Here is a 24339-nt window from a genome sequence, read left to right as displayed (position 1 = left end):
CTGGCTGCAATGTTTGTACGGCATTAATTGGAACTGGCATCGGCTTCTTCACCAAATTGCATGGCGTGCAGTTTGGCGTACGCGCCATTCTTCGCCAGCAGTTCCTGGTGGCTACCCTGCTCAACAATCTCGCCTTGCTCCATCACCACAATAACATCGGCATTTTCAATGGTGGAAAGACGGTGAGCGATAACCAAAGTGGTTCGGTTCTGCATCAGTTTATCCAGAGCCGCCTGAATTTTACGTTCAGATTCCGTATCCAGCGCAGAGGTGGCTTCGTCCAGAATCAATATCGGAGCATCTTTTAACAGCGCTCGCGCCAGGGCAATACGCTGTCGTTGACCACCACTCAAACGAGTGCCATCTTCACCGACAAGTGTTTCGAAACCCTCACCAAATTGATCAATGAACTCACAGCAATGAGCCGCTTCGGCTGCCTGACGCAGTTTTTCATCGCTGACATCAGCAAGCCCGCCATAGGCAATATTATTACGCAGGGTATCGTTAAACAGCGTGACGTCCTGATTTACCAACGCGATTTGCTGGCGCAAACTGGAAAGCTCATAATCGTTCAGCGCAACATCATCAATGCAAATGCTGCCCTGTTCGTGATGATAAAAACGCGGAATCAAACTGGCTAAGGTGGTCTTGCCACTGCCGGAACGGCCGACCAAAGCAATGGTCTGCCCGGCTTTAATATCGAGATTAATATTTTTAAGCACATCACCTTCGCTGGCATTGTAGGCAAAACTTAGATTTTTAATCGCGATATTGCCTGCGACTCTCTCAATCGTATGCTCGCCATAATCTGGCTCGGGTTCGACATCCAACTGGGCAAAAATATCTTCTGCAGCAGCAATACCCTTTTGAATTTTCGAATTTACTTCGCTGAGCTGACGCACGGGCTTGGGAATCAACGCCGCAGCGCCCAGATAAGCAATGAAGTCTCCGGGTGTGGATGAACCCATAAAACTCAGCGCGATGTACATCAATACACCCAAAGCTACCGCAACAATCAACTGCAATACCGGCGTATTAATCGCCGCCGTAGTCACCAGTTTTAAATTCTGTTTGAAGTTGGCAATGCTGGCTTTTTCAAAACGACCGCGTTCGTAGCTTTCACCACCGAAGCTGCGCATCACTTTATAGCCATTGATCATTTCCGAAGCGGATTGCGTCACGTCTCCCATGGTCAGCTGAATATTGCTCGACAGGCGACGCAGGCGCTTGCCCACCTTGGAGACAATAAAGCCGAGAATCGGTGCGATGGCCACAAATACCAACGTGAGCTTCCAATCTTCCCAAATCAGATACCCAAGCAGAACAATCACCGTCAAGCCTTCACGGATCAACACCTTGATGGCTTCGGTACAGGCATCCGTAACCTGGGTCACGTTATAGGTAATTCGAGAAACCAGGTGCCCTGAGTTATTGCTATCGAAATACTCGCCAGGGGCCAGGGTGAGTTGATCAAAAAGTTGCACCCGCAAATTATGCACAATTCCCAACGACACTTTTGACAAGGCATAGCTACCAATAAAAGTGCCCACGCCGCGCACAAAGAAAATACCGACGACCGCCAGGGGAATAATAACTTTGTAGTCACTGTCGCCGCCATTGATGGAATCCACCAAAATGCCGAACAGCTTGGTTAATGCCGGCTGGGAGGCGGCGAAAATCGCGAAGCCCAGTAAGCCCATAAACAACATGAACTTATGGGGTAATAAATAGGACAGCAGACGGCGATAGGTTTGCGCCCCGCTGGTTTTGTTCTCAGCTTCGCTGGAGCTAAGCTCTGTCATACCAAAATCCCGTATTGAGGCCGATTAGCTGGCTTGCTGGCTTGGGTAAAGGGCCTGTTTCAATGCGCTAAGATTGGGCCACTGGGGACATATATCAACATAGGCCTTAAGCAGGAAGTCCAGCTCGGTTTCGCCCACAACCGACACACTGTCCAGAAAACCCTGCACATCGAGAAGAAGATCACGATTTTTTGCAGGTGCAATAAACTGGGGGCTGGCCAATCGCCACTGGGGGATCTGGGTCAGATCGACGATGATGTCATCGGCTTTAAGACGGCTATGTCCGAGACCGGCGGCATGGAGGCGGCCCAGCGCTTTACCGGCCGTATGCAGAATTGACTCGCGCAGATGCCGCTCCATACCGTACCAATGCACCATAATATCTTGCAGGGACTGATAACCATCCAGAGCGCGTACCACCAGAATAGCGGCCGGGCCGACCTCCATCTGGCGCTCAGCATAGTAAACCGGCTCCAGAGTGGGAATGTGTTTCTCTTCACACAGACGAATATTACGCAATTCCTGAGCGAAGGTTGGCTCGCCAAAAGGACGTCGCCAAGTGCGGATACTGCGATTTAACTGACGCTTCAGATAGAAAGCCCCCTGACCAGACAGCTCAAAACGGTCAATCAGACTGTGCCCGGATTCCGGGAAGGAGATCTTATGGCTGTCGAGGAACTGCATTTCCCACAAGGCATGAAAATTCAGCAGATGCGCCGGGCGAAACTGCTTGCGGAAATTGGCCTCAATAAAGGCTTCGCTGTTCTTTTTAGCCGAATTGGGCCACACGATATCTTGCCTTGTCTTCAATAAAAGGCGGATTATAACAGCCCTAAACGCAAAACGCCGACCACTTAAGTGATCGGCGTTTTTTGCCGGCTTTTGAGGGCCAGAATTTGCCCGGTCAGGCCTTACTCAACAGGTGCCAGCCAATCATAGCGGTTAGGCAAACGACCTTTCACCGCATCGAAATACATGGTCTGCAAACGCTCGGTGATTGGACCGCGACGGCCATCGGCAATCTGGCGACCATCCAGCTCGCGAATCGGCAAAACCTCAGCCGCAGTGCCGGTGAAGAAAGCCTCATCGGCGACATAAACCTCATCGCGGGTAATACGCTTCTCGCGTACCTCATAACCACACTCTTCGGCCATCTGGATCACCGCATCACGGGTGATGCCATCCAGGCAGGAGGTCAATTCCGGGGTGTAGATGATGCCCTTGTTCACCAGGAAGAAGTTCTCACCGCTACCCTCAGCCACATAACCTTCGTTATCCAGCAACAGCGCCTCTTCACAACCGCTGTCCAGGGCTTCGCGCAGAGCCAGCATGGAGTTGATGTAGTGACCGTTCGCCTTGGCCTTACACATGGAAATGTTCACATGGTGGCGAGTGTAGCTTGAGGTACGAATCTTGATGCCCAGCTCTTTCGCTTCCGGGCTCATATAGGAAGGCCATTCCCAAGCCGCTACCATCACATGGGTTTGCAGGGAATCGGCACGCAAGCCCATACCCTCTGAACCCAGGAACGCCATCGGGCGCAGGTACGCTTCGTTCAAATTGTTTTCACGCACTACCAGCTTTTGGGCTTCGTTCAGCTCTTCTTTGCTGAACGGCATATCCATCATCATGATTTTGGCAGAATTGAACAGGCGGTCCGTGTGCTCTTTCAGGCGAAAGATCGAAGTGCCATGCTTTTCGGTTTCATAAGCACGTACACCTTCAAAGACACCCATACCGTAGTGCAAGGTGTGCGTCAGCACGTGGGTTTTCGCTTCGCGCCAGGGCACAAGTTCGCCATCTAACCAGATGACACCATCGCGATCTGCAAAAGACATAGTTATCTCCGTCAATAAAGTCGTTAGCAAGTTTCTGCACTTGCTCGGCCCTGCTGGACAGGAAAGCTAAACACCCCGGCATGAGCCACTATTCAGACAGCTGCATAAAGTGCTGCCATAGTCGCTGTACCGTTTGGCGTTCAGCTTGAAAATCGGTTTTTCCGTGCAAGACACTTTTTTGGCGCTGTAACGCGAGTCGGTGTCCGGCGGATCGATAGGCCTTGTAAGCTTCGATAAGTTGGGCAGTGTCTTCTGCCGATAAATACCCGGTTTGTTCAAGACATCCCAGGATACGAATATTATCCGTCCACTGTGCCAGGGAGGGCTGCTCATGAGCCCAGGCAAGTACGCCGTATTGAACCATAAATTCAATATCCACGATACCTCCGACATCCTGCTTGATGTCGAAGCGCAGGGCTTTTTCGCCCTCTGAACCCTGGGTCGCGAGATGTTTGCGCATTTTTTCTCGCATTTGCACAACATCTTCACGCAATGCTGCTAATTCCCTGGGCTGACAGAGAATATTTTGGCGAACCGTATCAAATTGCATTGCCAGCTCTCGATCACCGGCAATCGCCCGGGCGCGAACCAATGCCTGTTTCTCCCAGGTCCAGGCTTCTTCCTGTAAATACTGATCGAAAGCCGCAATCGTGGTGACCAACATGCCCGAGTTGCCATTGGGCCTCAGGCGCATATCCACTTCATAGAGCTGACCGGAAACGGTCTGGGTGTTCATGATATGAATAATCTTCTGGGCCATACGGGTGTAGAAGATCAAGTTATCCAGGCTGCGTTCGCCACTGTCGTCGCGCCCACTGGTGCTCTGGCCAGCCGCACCGCCGTGAATAAAGACCAGATCCAGATCCGAACTGTGGCCCAATTCAATACCCCCAACCTTGCCATAGCCCAGAACCAGAAACTCCGGGCGTTCAACATTGTCACCATTGCTGTTCCGGGGCCGGCCATGGCGGGCAATCATCTGCTGCCAGGCCAGTTCAATGACTTCTTCCAGTAACAACTCGGCGATGTCCGTCAGGTGATCGCTCACTTTCATTAGCGGCATGGCATCGGTTACTTCACAGGCGGCGACGCGTAACACATTGGCCATACGGAAATAACGCAGCGCTTCCATATATTCTTCGAGGTCTTCCCACTCGATACGCAAGCATTCCTGACGCAATTGATCCGCCAACTCTTGTCGGCTCGGCGGGGAGTACAAGCTGCGATGGTCCAGAAGCTCATCCAGCAGCGCCGGATGTTTGGACAGCTGATCGGCAATCCAGGGACTGGCCGCGCAGAGCCTCACCAGTTGCGCCAAGGCTACAGGGTTTTCGGTCAGCAAAACCAAATAAATGGTGCGTCGCGCAACGGAACTGACCAAGCCCAAAACCCGGCTTAGTGTTTCTGCTATATCTTCATCGGGATTGCGCCCCTGACTCAAGGTATGCAAAAGCCTGGGCATAAATTTGTCCAGACGATTGCGTCCTTCCGATTGCATCGCAAGAATGGCTCGGCTCTGTCGTAAATCACGCAACTGTTGCAGTAACTTATCGGCTTGCTGATAGCCACGCTGCTCCAACAGTTCAATCGCCGACTCATCCTCCAATTCGCCTAACCAGAGCGGCAAAAAAGCGTCCGACTCGTCATCCTCTTTGGTTTCCTCTTCCGGCTCGGCAATCACCGCCTGGAATTCCGCGTTCACCTGTTCACGGTGCTGTTGTAAATCTGCCGCCAGCGATTCCCAACTGGCGTAGTTAAGTACCCAGGCCAAACGTTCAAGATCGTGGGCATCAATCGGCAGTGCCTGGGTTTGTTTATCCTGATAACCCTGAATAGCGTGCTCCACATGACGCAGCAAACGATAGGCTTCAGCGAGTTTATCGCCGGCACCTTCGGGCAAATAACCATCTTCCTGCAGCAGAGGCAAAAGCTTCAGTACGCGACGTTCCTGCAAACGCTGATCGCGACCGCCGCGAATCAACTGAAACACCTGCACAATAAATTCAACTTCACGAATGCCACCAAAACCGAGCTTCACGTCAGTGGCGATACCTTTGCGATGTACCTCTCGATTAATCATGCGTTTCATATCACGCAATGCATCAATCGCTGAAAAGTCGATATAGCGCCGATAACTGAATGGACGAAGCAGCTCCATTAATTCTTCGCCTGCGCTTTGCTCTTGCACAGGTTCTTCACTCAGCACATCAGTTTGGGGGCCGCCCTCAGCAATCACCCGGGCTTTGATCATGGCATAGCGTTCCCACTCGCGCCCCTGGGTTTGGTAATACTCTTCCATGGAACCGAAGTTCATCACCAAAGAACCGCTTTCACCATAGGGCCGCAAACGCATGTCCACACGAAATACAAAACCACCGACCGTTTGCGCATCCAGGCTTTTTATAATTTTCTGCCCGAGGCGATTAAAAAATTCCTGATTGCTGGTGGTTTTTTTGGCGCGTCCACCAGGCTCAACATATCGATGCTCAGTTTCACCGGATTCCGGGTAGGCAAAAATCAAATCGATATCCGATGACACATTTAACTCGCGCGCGCCGAGCTTGCCCATGCCCAACACCACCAAAGACTGAATTCGCCCGCTTTCATTCCCAATAGGTAAACCAAAACGCTTAACCAAAGCAGCGTAGTGAAATTCCAAAGCCAGCTGCGTACAGCTTTCGGCAAGTGCGCTCATGTCCGCCGTGGTTTCTTCAAGTGAGGCAAGCTGATTTACATCGCGCCAGATAATCCGAATCATGGCGCGACGGCGAAACTGTCGTAAAACACGATCCAGTTCGCTGTCTTTTTCTACACCCTTGGCATGTGCCTGCAAATTCCGAGTGAAAGTTTCCCGAGACCAGGTTTCCTGAAGTTCTTCGCTTTGTAACAGCTCAAGCAAGAGACCGGGGTTATCACGGCAACAATGAAAAATAAATTCACTGCCCAACCAGGCCTTAGCAAGTTGCTTCGCGAGAAGGTCATCGTTTAAATATGAGGAAAGAGCCTGTTGCTGCTCCTCACTGGCTCGCTCTTGCCACTGCTGGGAATATTGATCGAGGGTGGACCTGAAATTGGCCAGGTCTGGCACGTATGACGCTAACACAATGTTCTCTTTTTCTATGATGCGATTTATATTCAGCCCTTGCCTTGGTTTTATCGAATCCATCCAGTGGCAGGCTATATCGTTATAAGATGAACTTATAAGGGCAGTTTGATGATGCCGTATGTTCTGGAAAGCCTATCTCAAAACCCTGGGCAGTTATAGGGTCAGGATCAAACAAACAGGCCCTCCCATGACATTATAGAAGCTATTAGCGACAGTATTTACCAAGGGAGGTAAAGAGCATTGAAGACCGCCCCAAAGTTTGTAACTCTTAGCTCCCTGTGTTGAAAAACAAGCAACCCTGAGCCTTGGCTCATTAAAATCAATAACCCCCAACAGGAGCGATTCCATGTTTAGCCATATTATGATCGGCGCGAACGATGTTGCAGAATCTAAAGCCTTTTACGATGCCGTATTAGGTGCACTGGGCCACGGCCCTGGCGTGATGGACGAGAAAGGTCGTTGTTTTTACTTTACGGAAGGCGGCATCTTCGCCCTGACCAAGCCTATTGATGGCAATCCGGCCAGCCATGGTAATGGTGGCACCATCGGATTTGCCGCAGCCACTACCGAAGCCGCGGATGCCTGGCATGCTGCCGGCCTGGAAAGCGGCGGCACTGCGATTGAAGATGCTCCCGGTGTACGCGAAGGCGCAGGTATGAAATTGTACCTGGCGTATTTGCGAGATCCTGCAGGCAATAAGATCTGCGCGATGCATCGTTTGTAATACAAGATGCACTTAGGGGGTTTTAACAAACCCCCTAAGTAACTAACAACAGTTACACCCTCTTAAATGTTCTTTTTTAGAAACTCAATCAGCGTTTTATGAAACTCTCGACGTTCATCGTCACCTCTAACGCCATGCCCGGAATCTCTGAACTTCAACCACTCTGGTGTCTGACCAGCTTTTTCCAATGCTTTTTTCATATCTTCGGCTTGTTCAATAGGCGTACGCTGATCCCGTTTTCCATGTATTAGCAAGACCTTGGCGTTAATAGAAGAAGCATGATTGACCGGCGACATGTTTTTCATAGCCTCCAGGTCATCTCCTAGAGCCTCCCGAAAGATGCCATCACGGCGCCAGTAATTGCTTTCGCGATCATCCTGATACAACATTTCCAGGTCATATACGCCCGCATTACCAACAGCACACTGGTACAACTCAGGCTCACGTACTGCAGCACTCAGAGCCGAGAAAGCTCCATAACTACCACCAAAGATGCAAATCGCTCCATCCTTGGCCACCCCCATTTTCTGAACCGCTTTTGTTGCATCGATGACATCATCTACCATTGCGGTACCCCATTTGAGATACCCTTCTCGCTCAAACCTTTTACCTTGACCACCACTTCCACGAAAATTGACTTGTAGAACATTGAATCCTTGAGCTGCCAACAATTGAACCGTTTCGTCAAACCCCCAGATATCATAAACTCCATGAGGGCCTCCATGAGGGTACACAATCAATTTTTTGCTATCGCCACCTGTTGCGCGCGTGAGATATCCATTAAACTTCAAGCCATCGCGAGCAGTAAATTTCAGCGATTCCATTGGCTGCAGCTTGCCCCGATCCATCCAGGATCTGGCCGCCATCAGGAAATCCGCTTTTTTCGTCTCTCGATTGTATAGGTAAAATTCCCCTGGATTGGTATCGCCAGAGATATGCACAACGATAACGTTTCCATCTTTTGAATGGCTGCTTATTTCAACTCTCTGACCTTTAAACGCTTTCACTAGACGTTTGTAGTCAAGCACAAAACCCTGACCGTCTCGATAAACATACTCAACAGTACTGGAGAGATAGATCGCCGCCACGGCATCACCCGTCTTAGGGTCTCGGATCACAGAGCCGACATCTCCGGCTTCAGCACCAAATAGCTGAGTGAATGTATTGTTCGCCCAATGCCACTCAATAATTCTTCGTTTTTCTTCAGCGCCTGTTTCGCAATTCAGATACACCTTGCTCGCATCAAAATTCAAAAACTCAACAAAACACTGGCTACCCTTGTCTGCAATATCCAGAACCTTCCAATCACTGCCTTTATCTTCTCGATAGTAAACATAGTCATTAAAATCTTCATCCGTGTAATTGAATACTTTCAGTTCACCACCGATAGAGGCTACGGGCAGGCTACCTGGCATTGGCAGTGTTTCCACAGGGCTCCACCGACCTCTTGATCGTACTTTGCCAATTTCAGCTCTCATTTTCCCGCTACGACTGCGCAGCCACCTGGCAACCAATAATTGCTCATCGCCAAGCTTTTGGTTGGACAAGACATGAGAGGTATAATTGCCACCCCATGACATTTTATTGCGCCGCTTATTACCCAAGTCATAACGCATCAACTCGCCAGTTCCGACAGGTCGATCGGTCCACCATACATGTCGTCCAAAGCGATAAATTACTTCTGTATTACTTATCCATGCATAGTCATAAATTAAATCCTCCTCTCCGGCTTTAATGGAGGATATTGGCTTCTTGCTGGCGACATCGACAAATACCAAGTAGCTGGAATCAGCCCCACGGATATAAGCAAAATAGGTTTTTCCATCTGGAGACAGCTGCAAATCAATATAGTCCGTTCGCTTAAGATAAAAATCCAAGTCGGATTCCAGGTCAGCAAATGATTGGCTTATCAGAGCGAAGCAAAGCAACAGCGAAGCTATCAGAGTTTTTACAAGAACAGGAAGGAATAAAATCCCTTTAACATTCATTACGAAGTTCCTTTTGTAATCAGAAATAAAATAAAGAATATACGGCTTACTTCTCTGGCGGCGGTGCCACACGAATCACTTCTTCAATAGTTGTTGTCCCCGCAGAGACTTTTTGAGCACCGGACAGACGCAATGTGCGCATACCTTCGCGCATGGCTTCTTTGCGCATGGTTTGCAGGTCGAGATCATCACTGATTAAACCGCGCAGCGATTCACTGAGCAGTAAAATCTCGTAAATTCCCTGACGCCCCAGATAACCGGTGTGCCGGCATTCATTGCAGCCGGCCGGCTGATAAATATGAGGCGGCGGGGTCACTTTCCAGGGGGCGACCAGTGAATTCCATAAATCCAAATCTACCGGCGCTTCTTTTTTACAGTGATGGCACAGGGTTCTGACCAAACGCTGGGCAACAACACCAGTAAGGGTGGAGCGCACCATATAAGCCGGCAAACCCAAATCAAGCAATCGACTCAAAGCACCGGCAGCATCGTTGGTGTGCAAGGTACTTAACACAAGGTGTCCGGTCAGTGCCGCCTGGGAGGCCATCTGTGCAGTTTCCTTATCCCGGATCTCACCCACCATAATGATATCGGGATCTTGTCGCATCAGGGTGCGAACACCGGCGGCAAAGTCGAGACCAATATTATTTTGCACCTGAGTTTGGTTGAAACTTTCTTCCACCATCTCGATGGGATCTTCAATGGTGCTGACATTCACTTCGCTGGTCGAAAGGGATTTCAGGCTGGTGTACAAGGTGGTGGTTTTACCGGAGCCCGTTGGACCGGTGACCAACACAATACCATTTGGACGGCCAACCATATCCTGCCAGCGATTCAAATCGTCGCCGACCAAACCGAGATCTTCGAAACTGCGCAACAGCACATCGGGATCAAAGATTCGCATCACCAGTTTTTCACCAAAAGCCGTGGGCAGAGTGGATAAACGCAGTTCCACTTCGCTGCCATCCGGCCGTTTGGTTTTTACACGGCCATCCTGGGGCTTTCGCTTTTCAGCAATATCCATGCGACCGAGAATTTTCATACGGCTTAACACCGCCGTAGCCACACCTTTGGGCAACTCATATACGGTGTGAAGAATGCCATCAATGCGGAAACGCAGTTTGCCGGTTTCGCGGCGGGGCTCCAGGTGAATATCACTGGCGCGCTGATCGAAAGCGTACTGCAACAGCCAGTCAACGATATTAATAATATGTTGATCGTTCGCTTCCGGATCTTTCAGCTTGCCCAGTTCCAGCAGCTGTTCGAAGTTACTGACCGAGCTGCCGCCCGGCATGGATTTGGCTCCGGAAATGGAACGTGAAAGTGCGTAGATTTCTGTGCGGGACTTATCGACATCCCCGGGGAAAGAAAAGACTCGCCGTACCTTTTTGCGAGCCACATGCTCAAGCTGTTCAACCCAGCTGTTGTTGTAGGGCTGGTTACAGGCGATGGTAATGTATTCAGGCGTCACTTCCACACAGAGAATGTCGTGACGCTTGGCAAACGCAAAAGACATCACCTTCGTCACTTCCGCCGCCCGCAACTTCAAACTGTCCAGGTGGTGAAAAGGCAAACCCGACTTCTCGGCCAACCAGCGGGTTAAGGCCTCGGCATTGAGAATGGCGCCCTCCTGGCTTTGGTCATCCAGACGCTGATTGGCAATATAGGTTAGAGGGTGCATGGCCGCTTCTTCTTTGCTGCGGCTGGAGCCGATCAGGACATTGGCATCGGCCAGACTCAGTCGCCCATCCGAGCGCAAGTCATCCAGTACGCTGCGTAAACTTAATAGTCGGTCCGAAACGGCATTCATAGTGGGCTCTCACTCTTACTTTGCACGGTGGCTAGCTTAGCATAGTCAATCGCGATATCACGACAAATCATACAGCAAATCAAAGGCTTAGCGCACAGCAGATTATCAGGGGGGCTTTTCAGGCGAAAGCCAGAACTGGCGCTAACTAGAGCTAGATCAGCCGCCGTCATATAAAGTTCATTTTTTTGTCATATTTGTGATGACGCCCAGCCCGGCTGGCACTATACTGCGCCCACTTTGCCGACCCTCCGGCAAGCCCGAATTAACCCCCGATAGGGAGCTTATTTATGGTTATTGCTAACCCATTGACGAGCCTGTTTGGCAAGTCGCCCATTACCCCTATGCAGGAGCATATGAAAGTCGCCACAGCGGCGGCCGAATTACTGCTGGAATTCTTTGTTGCCGCCACCGGCGATGACTGGGAAAAAGCAGAACAGATACAAAAAGAAATCTCCAATAAAGAGCATGAGGCGGATGAATTAAAGCGCGAACTGCGTCGTCACCTGCCTAAAAGCCTGTTCTTGCCAGTGCCACGTACCGATTTGCTGGAACTGCTGGCCATGCAGGACAAGATTGCCAACCGAGCCAAAGACATCGCCGGCATTATGCTGGGCCGCCAAATGGTCCCCCCCGCTGCGATCGCGCCCGAGTTACAAGCTCTTGTTCAAGCCGCGGTGGATACCGCCCGCATGGCCCATAAAGCCATCAATGAGCTGGACGAACTTCTGGAAACCGGTTTCTCCGGCCGTGAGATGGATCTGGTTGAAAAGCTGATCGAAGATCTGGACGCCCAAGAGAGCCACACCGACCAGTTGGAAATCCAGATGCGTCTGGCGCTGTTCAAAATCGAAGAAGATCTGCCCCCCGTACAGGTAATGTTCCTGTATCGAGTCATCGAATGGGTTGGCGATCTGGCAGACCGAGCTGAAAAAGTGGGCTCACGCCTGCAACTGCTCATTGCTCGCTAAGCGCTGAACAAACAAAAACAACAATTAGATTGATACAGCGCTCGATCTTTCGAGTGCCATAAGAATGATGTGGAGTTTACTATGACCGTGCTCGCAGAATACGGCAATGTGTTTTTAATTATGGCCTGTATGTTTGGCCTGTTTATGGCCTGGGGTGTTGGTGCCAACGACGTCGCCAACGCCATGGGTACTTCTGTAGGTTCAAAAGCCCTGACCATCAAACAAGCGATTCTTATCGCCATGGTGTTTGAGTTTTTAGGCGCCTACCTCGCCGGTGGGGAAGTTACGTCGACAATCCGCAAAGGCATTATCGACCCAGGGTTGTTTGATGACACGCCGGAACTCCTGGTTTACGGGATGCTCTCGGCACTGCTGGCGGCAGGCTCCTGGCTGTTGATTGCCAGTATCATGGGCTGGCCGGTATCGACGACCCACTCAATTGTCGGTGCCATTGTCGGTTTTGCGGCTGCAGGTATTTCCGTCGATGCGGTTGCCTGGGGCAAGGTGTTAAAAATTGTTGCCAGCTGGGTGGTTTCCCCGGTACTGGCCGGTACGATTTCTTTCTTCCTGTTCCGCAGTGTTCAAAAACTGATTCTGGATACCGACAATCCTTTCGCAAACGCTAAGCGTTATATTCCGGTTTATATGTTTGCGGTTGGCTTTTTGATCGCAATGGTGACCATTCTGAAAGGTCTGAAGCATGTCTTCAAAGACTCCGGCTTCAAACTGAGCTTTATTGAATCCATTGGTATTGCCGCCATAATTGGCGTTGGCGTTGCTGCATTTGGTGTGTATTTGCTGAGTAAAGTGAAGTACCAGGAAGACGAAAACAATCGCTTTGCCAGTGTTGAAAAAGTCTTTGCCATCCTGATGGTCTTCACCGCCTGTGCCATGGCTTTTGCTCACGGCTCCAACGATGTGGCGAACGCCGTAGGTCCTTTGGCTGCCGTTGTGAATGTGATTCAGAGCGGTGCGGTGGCGGCCAAGTCCACCATGCCAAGCTGGATTTTATTGCTGGGTGGCGCAGGTATCGTACTGGGTTTGGCAACCTATGGCTTTAAGGTGATTGCCACAGTGGGTAAGAAAATTACCGAACTGACCCCAAGCCGTGGTTTTGCCGCCGAGCTGGGCGCTGCGGGTACCGTGGTATTGGCCTCCGGCACTGGCTTGCCTATCTCCACCACGCATACGCTGGTCGGCGCGATTCTGGGTGTAGGTTTGGCACGCGGCATTGGCGCACTCAACCTGCGCGTTATTGGCACCATTGCCATGTCCTGGGTTATCACTCTACCTGCAGGCGCCGGTTTGGCCATCGCCTTTTTCTTCCTGTTCAAGAATATTTTCGGCTAAGCAACAGCGATACGCCGCTCCCATGGATGCCATCCGGCATCCATGGTCTATCCCTTCAGCCTCAAAGTTCGAGGCACACGTCCCCTCCGGCGCTTTCAAAAAAAATTCACAATCCATCTTCCAGGCTGGTCTACACTGAAATCTGTTATACCGCCATTTTTGACGCTATACGGATTTAGCCTTTAATTTCAGATCAAGCGGGAGCCAGGGAAATGATAAAGACCCCACTGAGTGTACCGAGTCAACGCTTACAATCGCTCATCGTTTTAGTCTCCGCTGCGGCACTCAGCGTCATCATCAGTATTTATCTTGCCTCCGGCCTGGGACAACACTTTGGTGATGTTTTGTTAGCGGCACTGTTGCTGTTTGCCGGCATTGAGCTTACACGCCTGAGCATTAATATTCTCTTGAACCCGGCTCACAAAAACTGGCAACAACTCTTCACGCTTCGTTATGATTCTTACAGTCGCGGCGCGATGGCCATTGCCTTAACCTATGGTTTTATGCAAATCATCGCCGCCGGTCAACTGCAGGATATTTTACTGGGCACTTTGTTTTTCAGTGGCTTTTTATACTTTGTTTGTTTCCCTATGCAGCACCGCCGATTAAAATCCTAGTTCTGCACACACAACAGGGCGGCATAATGTTATGCTGCCTTGATGTTTAGTTTAGAAATTCTTCTCGCTTTTATCACCGCCTCCACACTACTTGCCTTTGCTCCCGGACCAGATAATATTTTTGTCCTGACCCAATCAGCAATGAGCGGGCCTCGTGCAGGGATTTTTATCACTCTGGGTTTGTGTACAGGATTAATTGTTCACACACTGGCGGTCGCGGCCGGTGTCGCAGCTTTATTTCAGGTCAGTACTGTTGCCTTTACTGCGCTGAAAATGATTGGGGCGGCCTATCTCCTGTATTTAGCCTGGGGAGCTTTTCGTGCCGGAACACAAGAAATCGATGCCGAGGGGGATACCCGGCTTTCGTCCTCGGCGTACTATCGCCGTGGCATTATTATGAACATCACCAACCCGAAGGTAGCGATATTCTTCCTCGCCTTCCTGCCACAATTTACCCAAGCAGACACCGCGAATGTCAGCGTACAGGTTTTTATATTGGGCGCGGTGTTTATGGCAGTATCCCTAATCTGTTTCTCAATGATCGCCATTTTGTCTGGTTTTTTGAGCGCCTATTTGCGCCGCTCTCCCCAAGCCCAGCTCAGACTCAATCAAATCGCTGGCGGGGTGTTCGCAATTCTCGCCATCAAGCTTGCGACTACTGAACGCTAAGCGGTTCCCGCTGTGGCACAACCCGGGAGTTCAAATCTCCAGATTGCCCACAGCAAACTTGATCCAAAGCCAACGCTCTCAACTGAATTACACCTCTCCCTCCCTGCTCTCTGATGTTTACGCCCTGCAGCCTACTCCAGCGTCACAAGTCCTGACACATACGCCCCCAAAACCGTCTCCATATACCCACTTCTAATACATTTCGCTTAGTTCTAATTTACTTGGGCGCAAACCTTAAATACAATTGCGAACCATTTTTATTATCAATATTAAGAACAAGATCAATACAAGGCGGAGAACAATGAAATCAGGAAGCAGGCTGCCCTTTGCAGCGCTCGTTTTACCCATGGCCATAAGTGCCAATTCTTTTGCTGAAGATGCCCCCGGGCCCGGTGCGCTGGAAGAGATTATCGTGACCGGCCAGAAAACCAGCCGTTCATTGCAAGATACCGCAGCCTCGGTTGCCGTAGTCACAGACATTGCCATGGAAGAACAGGGGATTCGTGATTTTTATGAAGTCATGGAACGCACTGCCAATATTACTGCGCAACCTGGGGTTACTTTTAATATCCGAGGCATTGATGCTTTTAATGTCTCCGGCAGCGGAAACAGCTACCTGACCAGCGTGTATATCGATGGCGCCGTTATGCCCTACCGCGTTGTACAACAGGGCGCATTTTCAACCTGGGATTTGCAACAGGTGGAAGTGTTGCGAGGCCCGCAATCGACCCTGCAGGGTCGAAACGCTCTGGCCGGCGCCGTTGTTATGAACAGCAAAAACCCAAGCCATGAATGGGATGCCAAATTCCGTCTCGGAGGCGGTCAGGATGGTCGCCGTGAAGGCGCGTTTGCCTTTGGTGGCAGCATTGTTGAAGACGAGCTGGCATTTCGTTTAGCAGGCGAACAACGTCAGTGGGACGGTTATAACTTCAATCCGACACGCAATGAGAACCCGGACTTTTTTGACTCAAAAAACCTGCGCGCAAAATTACTTTGGGAACCCAGCAGCCTGCCCGAGTTTTCAGCACTGCTGAGCTACTCCTATACCGATGCCGATGAAGGTATACGCTATACCAATACCCCTCCGGCCGGCGTCAGTCCCTTTGACCACCGCATCAAAACGCATAATGATCCCATTACCGAATTCACGGAAACTGATATCTTTACGCTGGAGCTGAGCTACGAGTTGAACGATAACTGGACGTTCAAATCCATCAGCACCTATACCGATGCAGATTACGGTTATCTGTGGGATGGCGACGCTGGCCCAACACCCGGCTCCACTCTTGATGACAAACGTGTCGATGAAACCAGCAGTCAGGAATTTCGCCTGAGTTTTGAATACGAAAACTTTCAAGGCTTAATTGGTGCTTACTATTCAGATCTGGACGTTGATGACCGAGTTCGCGGTAGCCAGCAAATTTCTCTGCAATCTCTCGGAGTTCCATCCTTGCTGGTGGCGCCTGCACCACATGGTCTGGGCTTACCGCAAAACCTGGCCAATATGGTTTTGGGCATCTATGCACCTGTCGACCCGGTTATTCTCGGCCGCAATGCAGACCTCACCCAGGCCGTTACAACCAGAGCGCTCTTCGCCGATGCCAGTTATCGTATTAATGATCAATGGGAAGTGTTCGCCGGAATTCGTTGGGATAAAGAAAGCCAGGAAAACAGCAGCGATACGCGCATCAGTATCGACAATGCCAATGCCTTACCCAATCCTGCAAACTTCGTCACTAATCCACAACTGGCCGCACTGGTCACGGGTTTGAATGCGCAGCTGTTTCAAATGGCTGCCGATGCTTCGGGTGTGCAACCCCTTGTTGACGCTGACTTCAGTGAAGTACTGCCAAAACTGGGCGTAAGCTATCACTGGAATGATGACTTGAGCACCAGCTTTACCTATCAAAAGGGTTATCGTTCCGGCGGTGTGGGCAGCAACATTGCCAAAAGCTACAACTACCAGTTTGATCCGGAATTTACCGATAACTACGAGCTGTCGTTCCGCTCGCAATGGATGGATAGACGCTTAACGGTGAATGCCAACGTCTTCTACCTGGACTGGCAGGACCAGCAAGTGTCTGTACAGCTTTCAGGTAACCGCTACGACACCGAAACTCGCAACGCGGGCAGCTCGGAAGTCAAAGGCGTCGAGCTGGAAACCAGTTTCGTTGTGAATGATGAAATCAGTGTCTATGGTTCCATCGGTCGAGCCAAAACTGAGTTCAAGGAATTCCAGTTAATTCTACCAACCGCGACCTATGATTTGTCAGGACGTCCGTTCGCCGGCTCTCCGGAATGGACCGGCAACATGGGCGTTACCTACAACGGCGACAATGGTTTCAGATTCAACGCCAATGCCAACTATACCGATGAATCCAAATCCACCAACACCCCCTGGACACAATCTCAAGTAGGCCAACCTACTTATGACCCGGATAATGATTCACGCTGGCTTGTGAATATGCGCGCAGGCTACGAGTGGGATAAGTTTGGTGCCTACGTACAAGTGAACAACCTGCTGGACGAGGAATACATCATTCGCAACGATGCCGGAGTCGGGGAACTGTTTCTCGGCGCGCCACGCCAGGTAAGCTTTACCCTGGAAGCAAACTTTTAAGCAAAGTTCGAATCACTCGATTTAAAAACAACTTACCCTCTGGCCACAAGGCCAGAGGGTTTATTCTCTTTGCAAAGCCGTAATCGGATCCAGTCTAGACGCTTTAATGGCCGGATAAATCCCGAACAACAAACCCACCCCACAACAAAACACGACCGAAACTAAAACCGCCACCGGGGACCAAGCAACTGGCCAACCGGAAAAAACCGAAATAATTGCCGCCAGGGCAAAACCCAAAAATATACCTAAAAGACCGCCAAGGGCTGAGATAGCAAAACTCTCAACAATAAACTGATTTCGAATATCTCTTTGGGTAGCTCCAACCGCTCTCAGCAAACCAATTTCTTTGGTTCTCTCCAAAATACTCGCCAACATAATATTCATAATCCCGATTCCCCCAACCAACAGGGAAATACCGGCCACACAAGACATGATGATGTTAAATATACGTTGAGTAGCTTTATGTTGTTGCAATAAAGCCGCTGGCACCAATACATCGAAATCCTTTTCCTGGCCATGACGCTTGAGCAGAAGATGTTCGAGGCCTTTAGCCGCAGCTGTTGGAGAAATTCCCGGTGCAAGCTCCAGCTTCATGCGATCAAGCTCACTGCTGAGCACTGGGTGCTTAAAACGTTTTTGAATCGTACTGAGTGGTAGATATATCACATTGCCATCCACAGACAATTCAACACCCTGAAAGCTGTCTTTGGATAATTGTTTATTCTTCAAAACACCCACAACTTCAAGCCAAACATGATTTACCTTGAAGACTTCCCCCATCGCTTCGCGCTGGGGGAACAGCTGGGCTGCCGCCTCTTCACTGAGCACGGCCACCTGGGCAAATCTACGGCTGTCGTCTTCGGTAAACCAACGCCCCAACAGCATGCCGTTGCGCGACAGCTTAAAATGGCTTTCACTCACGCCCTGCACTTTACTTTCACCTTGGGCATGGGGACTAAACAGCGTATGCACATCCAAATCTTTTTCTGCTGAGTAATTCACAACAAAAGGCATGGTATCCAGAGCAGCTTCGACATCACCCAACGACAAACCAATTGAATGCTTGCGAAGCTCTTTTAAACGTTCATCGTCAATCTCACGCTCTTCGACGATCAAGTTTCTAACACCCATGGAATCAATCAAGCGCAAGGCTTCTTCTTCAGCCCCCTCACCGACACTGATCATGGCAATCACAGCGCCTACACCAAAAATAATGCCCAGCAAGGTCAACAGAGTACGCAATTTGTGGTGCCACAACTGGTCCACGGCATCAATAAAATCATCTCTAAGCGCCATTATGACCCCACTATATTTTCTGGCAGGCTGAGAGCCACTGACTCACCCGCTTCAAGGCCGGCGCGGATTTCTACACGACTCAGACTGCGCACTCCAAGATTAACAACACGGCGCTCATAGGCATCTCCCATTTTCACATACACCCAGAACAAACCATCTTTTGAAAACAGGCTTTGTCGCGGTACCGTTAATGTATCGGGCTTGCTTACAATTGCTATCTGCCCTTCAAGGCGCTGACCAGGACGCATAAAATCCGGATCCGTTTCTTCCAGCTGCACAATAACTTCAAAGTAATTAATTGGACTTCTTTGTGAACGTGGCGATGCCACGGAAGAAATAGAGAGAAGCTCTCCACGAATGCCTTTGTCAGGGAATGCGTCCAAATTTAATTTCACGGATTGCCCCGGCTCAATGCCGAGCGCCTCACTCTCCAATACATACAACTTGGCCTGGAGCGCCTCCAGATTAGGAATGCTACCGAGCTTACTGCCCGACAATAGCTGCTGCCCAACCTGAACCTTCTCTCCTCGCCAGTTTTTATGGTGTACAAAAACACCATCCTGGGGCGCATAGATATTAAGCTGCTTTAACACTTTATCGTTTCGCTCAATCGTGCGCTGTTCAGACTGTTCCTTAACTTCATGAACGGCTAATTGTGCGCTGCCCTGGGCAGAAGAAGTGTCTTTTCGCCAATCCAGATATTCCTGTTTTGAACCTAAATATTCCTTATCCAGCATTTGGTCCGCAATTTCATTTTTGCTATAAACCAGCAGGTCATCTACAGAAAAACGTTCGCTCATTTCCATTTCAGCAGCAACCACGTTGCTCTCACTGAGCACCGACAGCTGCTCGATATTCAGTTTTGTTTTGGTGTTATTTTTCGCCAGAGAATGCTGCTGCAAAGACCACATGGCCCGTTGGCGAATCAACTGGTATCGGCTCGCGTCAAAACGTGCCAGCAATTCCCCCTCTTTGACAAAACTGTTTTCCGGTTTCAACCATTCCAGTCGCAGAGCATGCATTGAACTAACGGGGGCCGAAACTCGTTTATTGTCTTTAGCGTGCAATTCCCCTTTTGCACGCAACAGAACCTCAAAGTCCTTTTTTTCAACCACAACGGAAATCGTTTGTTCCTGCCGCTGTTCGGTGCACGCCTGAACACTCAACAGTAAAGACAGCAGTAAGAGCTTTTTCATAGTAATCGCTCTCCGCCTTCCAACCCTTGATCGACAACCACCCTGTCTTCAAGAAAACCCGCGATATTAATATCCTGACGGTGACGACCAAACCAGCCTTGAACATCCACATAAGCTTGCTTATCTTCATATTTCACAAAACGTTTAGGGATAGCAGCAACATCATCCAGTTTCTGCTGAACGATGTTCAAACGTACAGCCATTCCAGGTCTCATAATATTCGGGTCTGTTTCCTCCAGCTCCACCAAGGCATCGTAAACCATGCTGGGATCATCATGGGCCTTCATGCGAACAATTTTTCCAAGTTGCAACAATCGCCCCTTGAAAACCTTGTCCGGCAATGCATCAAGGCGGACCTGAACTTCCTTACCCAGTTCCAAATGGGAAAAGTGGTGTTCCTGAATGGTCGTTTTTACTTGCATCTTGTCAAGGTTGGGAATTTCGAGAACATTTTGGGACATAAACACAGAGTCCCCAACTGCAAATTTATTTCCCTCAAAATCTTTAAGATACACGACAACACCTGACTTTTTTGCGGTAACGTCCAGACTTTTCAAGGCGTGCTGGTGAGCCTGAACCTCAGCCGACAATCGAGCAATTTCAGATTCAGTGATTTTACGCTGCATGAGCGATTCAGCCTTCTTACTTTCCAGACGAGACTGCTCAAGCAGTAGTTTTTGTTCAGCAATCTTTAAGTCGACAATCAGTCGTTTGACGTCCAACTTAGCTGCATAATCACCGTCCTGGGAGGCTTTGCGCCTGGCTTTCTTTAATTGCATTCGGGTTTCAGATAGAGACAGCTTTAGATCCTGAGCGGCTTTTTCACTGACCAGATTTTCGCTTTCCAACTTTTTCTTTTCGGCCTGCAAAGTGGAGTTGCTCTTTTGCAACTTCCTCATCTGTTCTTGGCCATCGTAGGCCAAAATACGATCACCTTCTTTAACCTCAGCCCCCTCGCTGGCCATATAGGTAATCTTGTAGCGCCAAGTGTGCTTGATGAATGGCGGCCCTATTTTGATTGAATCGGATGAAATCAATTCACCCGTACTATCGATACTTAACTCAACCGTTTCAAGTCCAACCTTGTAACCATCACCCTGTTCAAAAGAGCACGCGGATAACAGAAGCACGGCCAATGCCGGCACAAATTTTACGCACCTCATCCCTGACGAACTCCTTTTCTCGTTGCTGAAGTGGGAACCTTCAACATCACACTCATTCCCGGCAACAGTTTCGAGACATCAAACTCGGGGTCGTCCACCTCGACTTCCAATGCGTGATAAGAGGCATCACCCCAAGCAGCGCGAGACTCCCCCTGCTGGCTCACAGAACGTAATACACCTTTAACTTTCTCTTGATTAAGGGCATCAATATAGATTTCTACAGGTCCGGTTTTCACCCTGGCAATATCCACTTCATTCAACCAGCCCTGGATATAAAGTTGGCTGGTATCGGGAATTTCAAGCACCGTGAAGTTCTTTTGCACCGTATCCCCGGCACGAATATTCCTTCCGAACCAAGGGTGCCTAACGTAAACAACTGTCCCCATTCGCTCGGCTTTCTGGTTTAAACCCGCCAACATGACTTGCTTTCTTTTCAGCTCGGAGCTTGCTGCCAGAATTTGAATTTCAGCAATATCAAGCTGATTTGAAAGCTCGACTTTCTTCTGTGTAAACGCCTGCTTCCTATCTTGTAAAGCCAAGGTCATTTTCTTTTTTTCAAGCTGGTTTTTTTCGTAAACAATTTTCGTCAAATGCGTTTCGGGTATCGAAGCTTCCAGTACGGCCTTTTCCAATTCCAACTCAGCCACGCGCATCAGAGATTCGGCCTCAAGCAATTCAAGACGGAGTTTTTGTTCTTTCTTCTGCGATTCCGCCCGGGTTTTCCTGAGCTTGGCTTCTTCCGCCTCCACTTCAGATTCAACCGCCGCCGAGTCAAAAATTGCTACGGTTTCCCCCGCTTCGACCAACTTCCCTTCTTTTGCCAACCACTTGATTTGAAGCTGCCAACTGTCCGAGTCAGGAGTACTGAACTGTTGTTTGTATCGTGCCTCGACAAAACCACTTACCAACAAAGGTTCAGCCAGCAATAACGAAGGTGCGACCAGGAATATGGACATCACAAAGTTTTTCACAATTTTGCAAACAAATACGGGGCTATTCATTGAGCAGCTCTCCATCTCGCATGATCAGCAATCGCTGGGCAAACTCGGCGATTTCGGCTTCGTGCGTAATCAATACGATGGTTTGTCCCTGACGATGCAGCTCCTGCAATAAACTCATGATTTCCAGCGACGTTTTGCTGTCCAAGTTTCCCGTCGGTTCATCAGCAAGAATAATTTTGGGATTATTGATAAGCGCTCGCGCTACAGCGACCCGTTGCCTCTGTCCACCAGAAAGCTCGTGGGGCAAATGATTCACTCTTTGTCCCAAGCCCACTTTCTCCAGCATAGCCTTGGCTTTCGCGGCCGCTTCGCGACGCTCAACATCAGCATAACGCAAAGGTAATGCGACATTTTGCAATGCGCTTAAACGGGGGAGTAAATGGAAGGTTTGGAAAACAAAACCAATATCATGATTACGAATTGAGGCCAGTTCAGCATCATCCAGGGCCGCCACATTGCGTCCATTCAACCAGTATTCGCCCCCGCTGGGCTTATCGAGACAACCCAGAATATTCATCATGGTGGATTTTCCGGAACCCGATGACCCCATTACAGCGACAAACTCATTTTGTTGAACTTGCAAGCTGACGGACTTTAGCGCCTCCACCTTTAAATCACCGGTTTGGTAGACTTTATTGAGCGCATTTAACTGGATAACACTGGAGGTTGGATGCGCTTCAGTGGCGGGTGTATCAATAATGGCATGTGAACTGCTGGCAGGCTTCACCGGATCTTCCTCTGATCATCTATTATTAATATTTTATGACGAAAGCATACATAGCTGAGGTTGTAGGTCAAGCTTCAGGCTACCCGATCACATTGAAAGAATTCCGGGCAACACGCCATTCATAACTCGACAGTTATCGACTCAACGGCGAACATTGCAAATCCCCAGACAATGATCCACAGTAGAGCTTTATTGCCCAATGGATTACCCAGCATGAACGAAAAGCTGTTTAGCCAACGCCTCGCTGAATTGGTAAAAATTCCTTCTGTGAGTAGCCACAGCCCACAATGGGATATGGGCAATATCACCGTTATTCACACGCTGGCCAATTGGTTGGAGGCGCTGTCTTTTGAAGTGCAGATACTGCCGGTAGATGGCCATGAAAATAAAGCCAATCTGATCGCCACACGCGGTACCGGCCAAGGCGGCCTGGTACTGGCCGGACACACCGATACGGTGCCCTATGATGAAGGGCGCTGGCAGAGCGACCCTTTTACCCTGGAAGATAAAGACCAGCGTTTTTACGGCCTGGGCGCGACCGACATGAAGGGGTTTTTCCCAACAATTCTGGCGGCGGTTGAACGCTTTGAAGACGCCGAATTTGAACAGCCGCTCATCGTTCTCGCCACTGCCGACGAAGAAAGCTCCATGAGCGGAGCCAATGCATTGGCCAGTCAGGGGTTTAACCAAGAGGGCCAGGCTCGCTACGCCGTGATTGGCGAACCCACCGGTTTGAAGCCTATTTATATGCACAAAGGCATTATGATGGAGGAGCTTCGCATCACGGGTCAAAGTGGGCATTCTTCCAACCCGGATCTGGGTAACAATGCCATGGAAGCCATGCACGAAGTCATGGGCGAGCTGATGAGCTTCCGCAGAGAACTGCAGGAACAGTACAGCAATCCCGGCTTTGCAGTGCCCACCCCCACCATGAATTTCGGCTGCATACACGGCGGAGACAATCCCAATCGGATCTGCGCTGACTGCGCAATGCAATTCGATCTGCGCGCCATTCCCGGCATGAGCAATGAAGAGTTACGACAGTCCATTCGAGAGCGTGTTGAACAGGTTGCCCAAAGGCGCCAGGTGCGCATTGAGATGGAAACGCTCTTTGGGGGCGTTGAGCCCTTTGCCGAAGACAAACACTCATCGCTGGTTCAAGCCGCCGAAGAGCTTAGCCAACACGATAGCGAGGCTGTCGCTTTTGCTACGGAAGCGCCCTTTCTGCAGCAATTGGGCATTGAAACCCTGGTACTGGGCCCGGGCAGTATCGATCAAGCCCATCAACCCAATGAATTTATCGCCCAGGAACAGATTGCTCCGGCGATCGATATTCTCTGCGGCCTTATTCAACGCTTCTGTCTGCCGTCCTCCCCGCGACGATGATAAGCGCTTAAAACGAAAACCATCGAGAGATGGCTAAAGCACCCGGTACCGAACAGCTGCACAGCTTTTAATTCGTCC

The 24339-nt window shown here is 49.9% G+C and carries 18 protein-coding genes; 7 read left to right on the top strand and 11 right to left on the bottom strand.

The genetic code is table 11. The annotated features are described in order from the left end of the window. Positions 1-23: 23 nt before the first annotated feature. The 4 genes from msbA to glnE all read right to left on the bottom strand — a co-directional run bounded on the left by msbA (position 24) and on the right by glnE (position 6743). A complete protein-coding gene (msbA, locus tag G8768_RS04425) occupies positions 24-1802 on the bottom strand; it encodes a lipid A export permease/ATP-binding protein MsbA (RefSeq protein ID WP_166850736.1) in 1779 nt (592 codons plus the stop codon). Positions 1803-1826: 24 nt separating this feature from the next. Then, positions 1827-2591 carry a lipopolysaccharide kinase InaA family protein gene (locus G8768_RS04420; RefSeq protein ID WP_166850741.1) on the bottom strand — a complete coding sequence of 255 codons (765 nt, stop codon included), beginning with the start codon at positions 2589-2591 and terminating at the stop codon, positions 1827-1829. Between the two features lie 122 nt (positions 2592-2713). Continuing rightward, a complete protein-coding gene (locus G8768_RS04415; RefSeq protein ID WP_166850745.1) occupies positions 2714-3640 on the bottom strand; it encodes a branched-chain amino acid transaminase in 927 nt (308 codons plus the stop codon). 88 nt (positions 3641-3728) lie between these two features. Beyond that, positions 3729-6743, bottom strand: coding sequence for a bifunctional [glutamate--ammonia ligase]-adenylyl-L-tyrosine phosphorylase/[glutamate--ammonia-ligase] adenylyltransferase (glnE, locus tag G8768_RS04410; protein WP_341800969.1), 3015 nt, complete (start codon positions 6741-6743; stop codon positions 3729-3731). Positions 6744-7092: 349 nt separating this feature from the next. Here glnE and G8768_RS04405 point away from each other — a divergent pair, with 349 nt between their 5' ends. Further along, on the top strand, positions 7093-7470 hold the full coding sequence (locus G8768_RS04405) for a VOC family protein (RefSeq protein ID WP_166850751.1): 378 nt from the start codon (positions 7093-7095) through the stop codon (positions 7468-7470). A gap of 62 nt (positions 7471-7532) precedes the next feature. Here the strand turns inward: G8768_RS04405 and G8768_RS04400 are convergent, their stop codons facing one another. Continuing rightward, the gene (locus G8768_RS04400; RefSeq protein ID WP_166850754.1) at positions 7533-9458 is read right to left on the bottom strand and encodes an alpha/beta hydrolase family protein; all 1926 of its coding nucleotides are present in this window, start codon (positions 9456-9458) and stop codon (positions 7533-7535) included. A gap of 46 nt (positions 9459-9504) precedes the next feature. Beyond that, complete coding sequence (gene tfpB, locus G8768_RS04395; protein ID WP_166850757.1) at positions 9505-11268, bottom strand: type IV pilus assembly ATPase TfpB; 1764 nt, start codon at positions 11266-11268, stop codon at positions 9505-9507. A gap of 287 nt (positions 11269-11555) precedes the next feature. Between tfpB and G8768_RS04390 the strand changes: the two genes are divergently transcribed. The 5 genes from G8768_RS04390 to G8768_RS04370 all read left to right on the top strand — a co-directional run bounded on the left by G8768_RS04390 (position 11556) and on the right by G8768_RS04370 (position 17492). After that, a complete protein-coding gene (locus G8768_RS04390) occupies positions 11556-12236 on the top strand; it encodes a TIGR00153 family protein (RefSeq protein ID WP_166850760.1) in 681 nt (226 codons plus the stop codon). Positions 12237-12317: 81 nt separating this feature from the next. Beyond that, positions 12318-13586: an inorganic phosphate transporter gene (locus tag G8768_RS04385; protein ID WP_166850763.1), complete on the top strand. Its 1269-nt coding sequence runs from the start codon at positions 12318-12320 to the stop codon at positions 13584-13586. A gap of 212 nt (positions 13587-13798) precedes the next feature. Beyond that, on the top strand, positions 13799-14203 hold the full coding sequence (locus G8768_RS04380) for a hypothetical protein (RefSeq protein WP_166850766.1): 405 nt from the start codon (positions 13799-13801) through the stop codon (positions 14201-14203). Positions 14204-14245: 42 nt separating this feature from the next. Beyond that, complete coding sequence (locus G8768_RS04375; protein WP_166850770.1) at positions 14246-14872, top strand: LysE family translocator; 627 nt, start codon at positions 14246-14248, stop codon at positions 14870-14872. A 301-nt stretch (positions 14873-15173) separates the two neighbouring features. Beyond that, a complete protein-coding gene (locus G8768_RS04370; protein WP_208020070.1) occupies positions 15174-17492 on the top strand; it encodes a TonB-dependent receptor in 2319 nt (772 codons plus the stop codon). 60 nt (positions 17493-17552) lie between these two features. Here G8768_RS04370 and G8768_RS04365 read toward each other — a convergent pair whose 3' ends face one another. Genes G8768_RS04365 through G8768_RS04345 form a run of 5 tightly spaced genes read right to left on the bottom strand, consistent with a single transcriptional unit; the run spans position 17553 to position 22875 of the window. Then, the gene (locus tag G8768_RS04365; RefSeq protein ID WP_166850773.1) at positions 17553-18788 is read right to left on the bottom strand and encodes an ABC transporter permease; all 1236 of its coding nucleotides are present in this window, start codon (positions 18786-18788) and stop codon (positions 17553-17555) included. Continuing rightward, on the bottom strand, positions 18788-19984 hold the full coding sequence (locus G8768_RS04360) for an efflux RND transporter periplasmic adaptor subunit (protein ID WP_166850776.1): 1197 nt from the start codon (positions 19982-19984) through the stop codon (positions 18788-18790). Before G8768_RS04360 ends, G8768_RS04365 begins: the two co-directional genes overlap by 1 nt. After that, positions 19981-21147 carry an efflux RND transporter periplasmic adaptor subunit gene (locus tag G8768_RS04355; protein ID WP_166850779.1) on the bottom strand — a complete coding sequence of 389 codons (1167 nt, stop codon included), beginning with the start codon at positions 21145-21147 and terminating at the stop codon, positions 19981-19983. The genes G8768_RS04360 and G8768_RS04355 overlap by 4 nt, the downstream gene beginning before the upstream one ends. Beyond that, positions 21144-22148, bottom strand: a complete 1005-nt coding sequence (locus tag G8768_RS04350; protein WP_166850782.1) for an HlyD family secretion protein — start codon at positions 22146-22148, stop codon at positions 21144-21146. The genes G8768_RS04355 and G8768_RS04350 overlap by 4 nt, the downstream gene beginning before the upstream one ends. Continuing rightward, a complete protein-coding gene (locus G8768_RS04345) occupies positions 22141-22875 on the bottom strand; it encodes an ABC transporter ATP-binding protein (protein ID WP_341800968.1) in 735 nt (244 codons plus the stop codon). Before G8768_RS04345 ends, G8768_RS04350 begins: the two co-directional genes overlap by 8 nt. Before the next feature lie 213 nt (positions 22876-23088). Here G8768_RS04345 and argE point away from each other — a divergent pair, with 213 nt between their 5' ends. Then, positions 23089-24261, top strand: a complete 1173-nt coding sequence (gene argE, locus G8768_RS04340; protein WP_166850785.1) for an acetylornithine deacetylase — start codon at positions 23089-23091, stop codon at positions 24259-24261. Positions 24262-24339: the final 78 nt, after the last annotated feature.

The sequence above is a fragment of the Pseudoteredinibacter isoporae genome (assembly GCF_011602085.1).
GTDB lineage: Bacteria > Pseudomonadota > Gammaproteobacteria > Pseudomonadales > Cellvibrionaceae > Pseudoteredinibacter > Pseudoteredinibacter isoporae.
This window is presented reverse-complemented; position numbering and strand designations above follow the sequence as displayed.

What these genes read in the sequence shown, in the direction of transcription:
- tfpB (WP_166850757.1), bottom strand. Translation starts at nt 11,268, where the DNA reads ATGAATGCCGTTTCGGACCGACTATTAAGTTTACGCAGCGTACTGGAT.
- G8768_RS04405 (WP_166850751.1), top strand. Translation starts at nt 7,093, where the DNA reads ATGTTTAGCCATATTATGATCGGCGCGAACGATGTTGCAGAATCTAAA.
- G8768_RS04365 (WP_166850773.1), bottom strand. Translation starts at nt 18,788, where the DNA reads ATGGCGCTTAGAGATGATTTTATTGATGCCGTGGACCAGTTGTGGCAC.
- G8768_RS04400 (WP_166850754.1), bottom strand. Translation starts at nt 9,458, where the DNA reads ATGAATGTTAAAGGGATTTTATTCCTTCCTGTTCTTGTAAAAACTCTG.
- G8768_RS04380 (WP_166850766.1), top strand. Translation starts at nt 13,799, where the DNA reads ATGATAAAGACCCCACTGAGTGTACCGAGTCAACGCTTACAATCGCTC.
- msbA (WP_166850736.1), bottom strand. Translation starts at nt 1,802, where the DNA reads ATGACAGAGCTTAGCTCCAGCGAAGCTGAGAACAAAACCAGCGGGGCG.
- argE (WP_166850785.1), top strand. Translation starts at nt 23,089, where the DNA reads ATGAACGAAAAGCTGTTTAGCCAACGCCTCGCTGAATTGGTAAAAATT.
- G8768_RS04370 (WP_208020070.1), top strand. Translation starts at nt 15,174, where the DNA reads ATGAAATCAGGAAGCAGGCTGCCCTTTGCAGCGCTCGTTTTACCCATG.
- G8768_RS04350 (WP_166850782.1), bottom strand. Translation starts at nt 22,148, where the DNA reads ATGAATAGCCCCGTATTTGTTTGCAAAATTGTGAAAAACTTTGTGATG.
- G8768_RS04375 (WP_166850770.1), top strand. Translation starts at nt 14,246, where the DNA reads ATGTTTAGTTTAGAAATTCTTCTCGCTTTTATCACCGCCTCCACACTA.
- G8768_RS04390 (WP_166850760.1), top strand. Translation starts at nt 11,556, where the DNA reads ATGGTTATTGCTAACCCATTGACGAGCCTGTTTGGCAAGTCGCCCATT.
- G8768_RS04385 (WP_166850763.1), top strand. Translation starts at nt 12,318, where the DNA reads ATGACCGTGCTCGCAGAATACGGCAATGTGTTTTTAATTATGGCCTGT.
- G8768_RS04415 (WP_166850745.1), bottom strand. Translation starts at nt 3,640, where the DNA reads ATGTCTTTTGCAGATCGCGATGGTGTCATCTGGTTAGATGGCGAACTT.
- G8768_RS04360 (WP_166850776.1), bottom strand. Translation starts at nt 19,984, where the DNA reads ATGAAAAAGCTCTTACTGCTGTCTTTACTGTTGAGTGTTCAGGCGTGC.
- G8768_RS04355 (WP_166850779.1), bottom strand. Translation starts at nt 21,147, where the DNA reads ATGAGGTGCGTAAAATTTGTGCCGGCATTGGCCGTGCTTCTGTTATCC.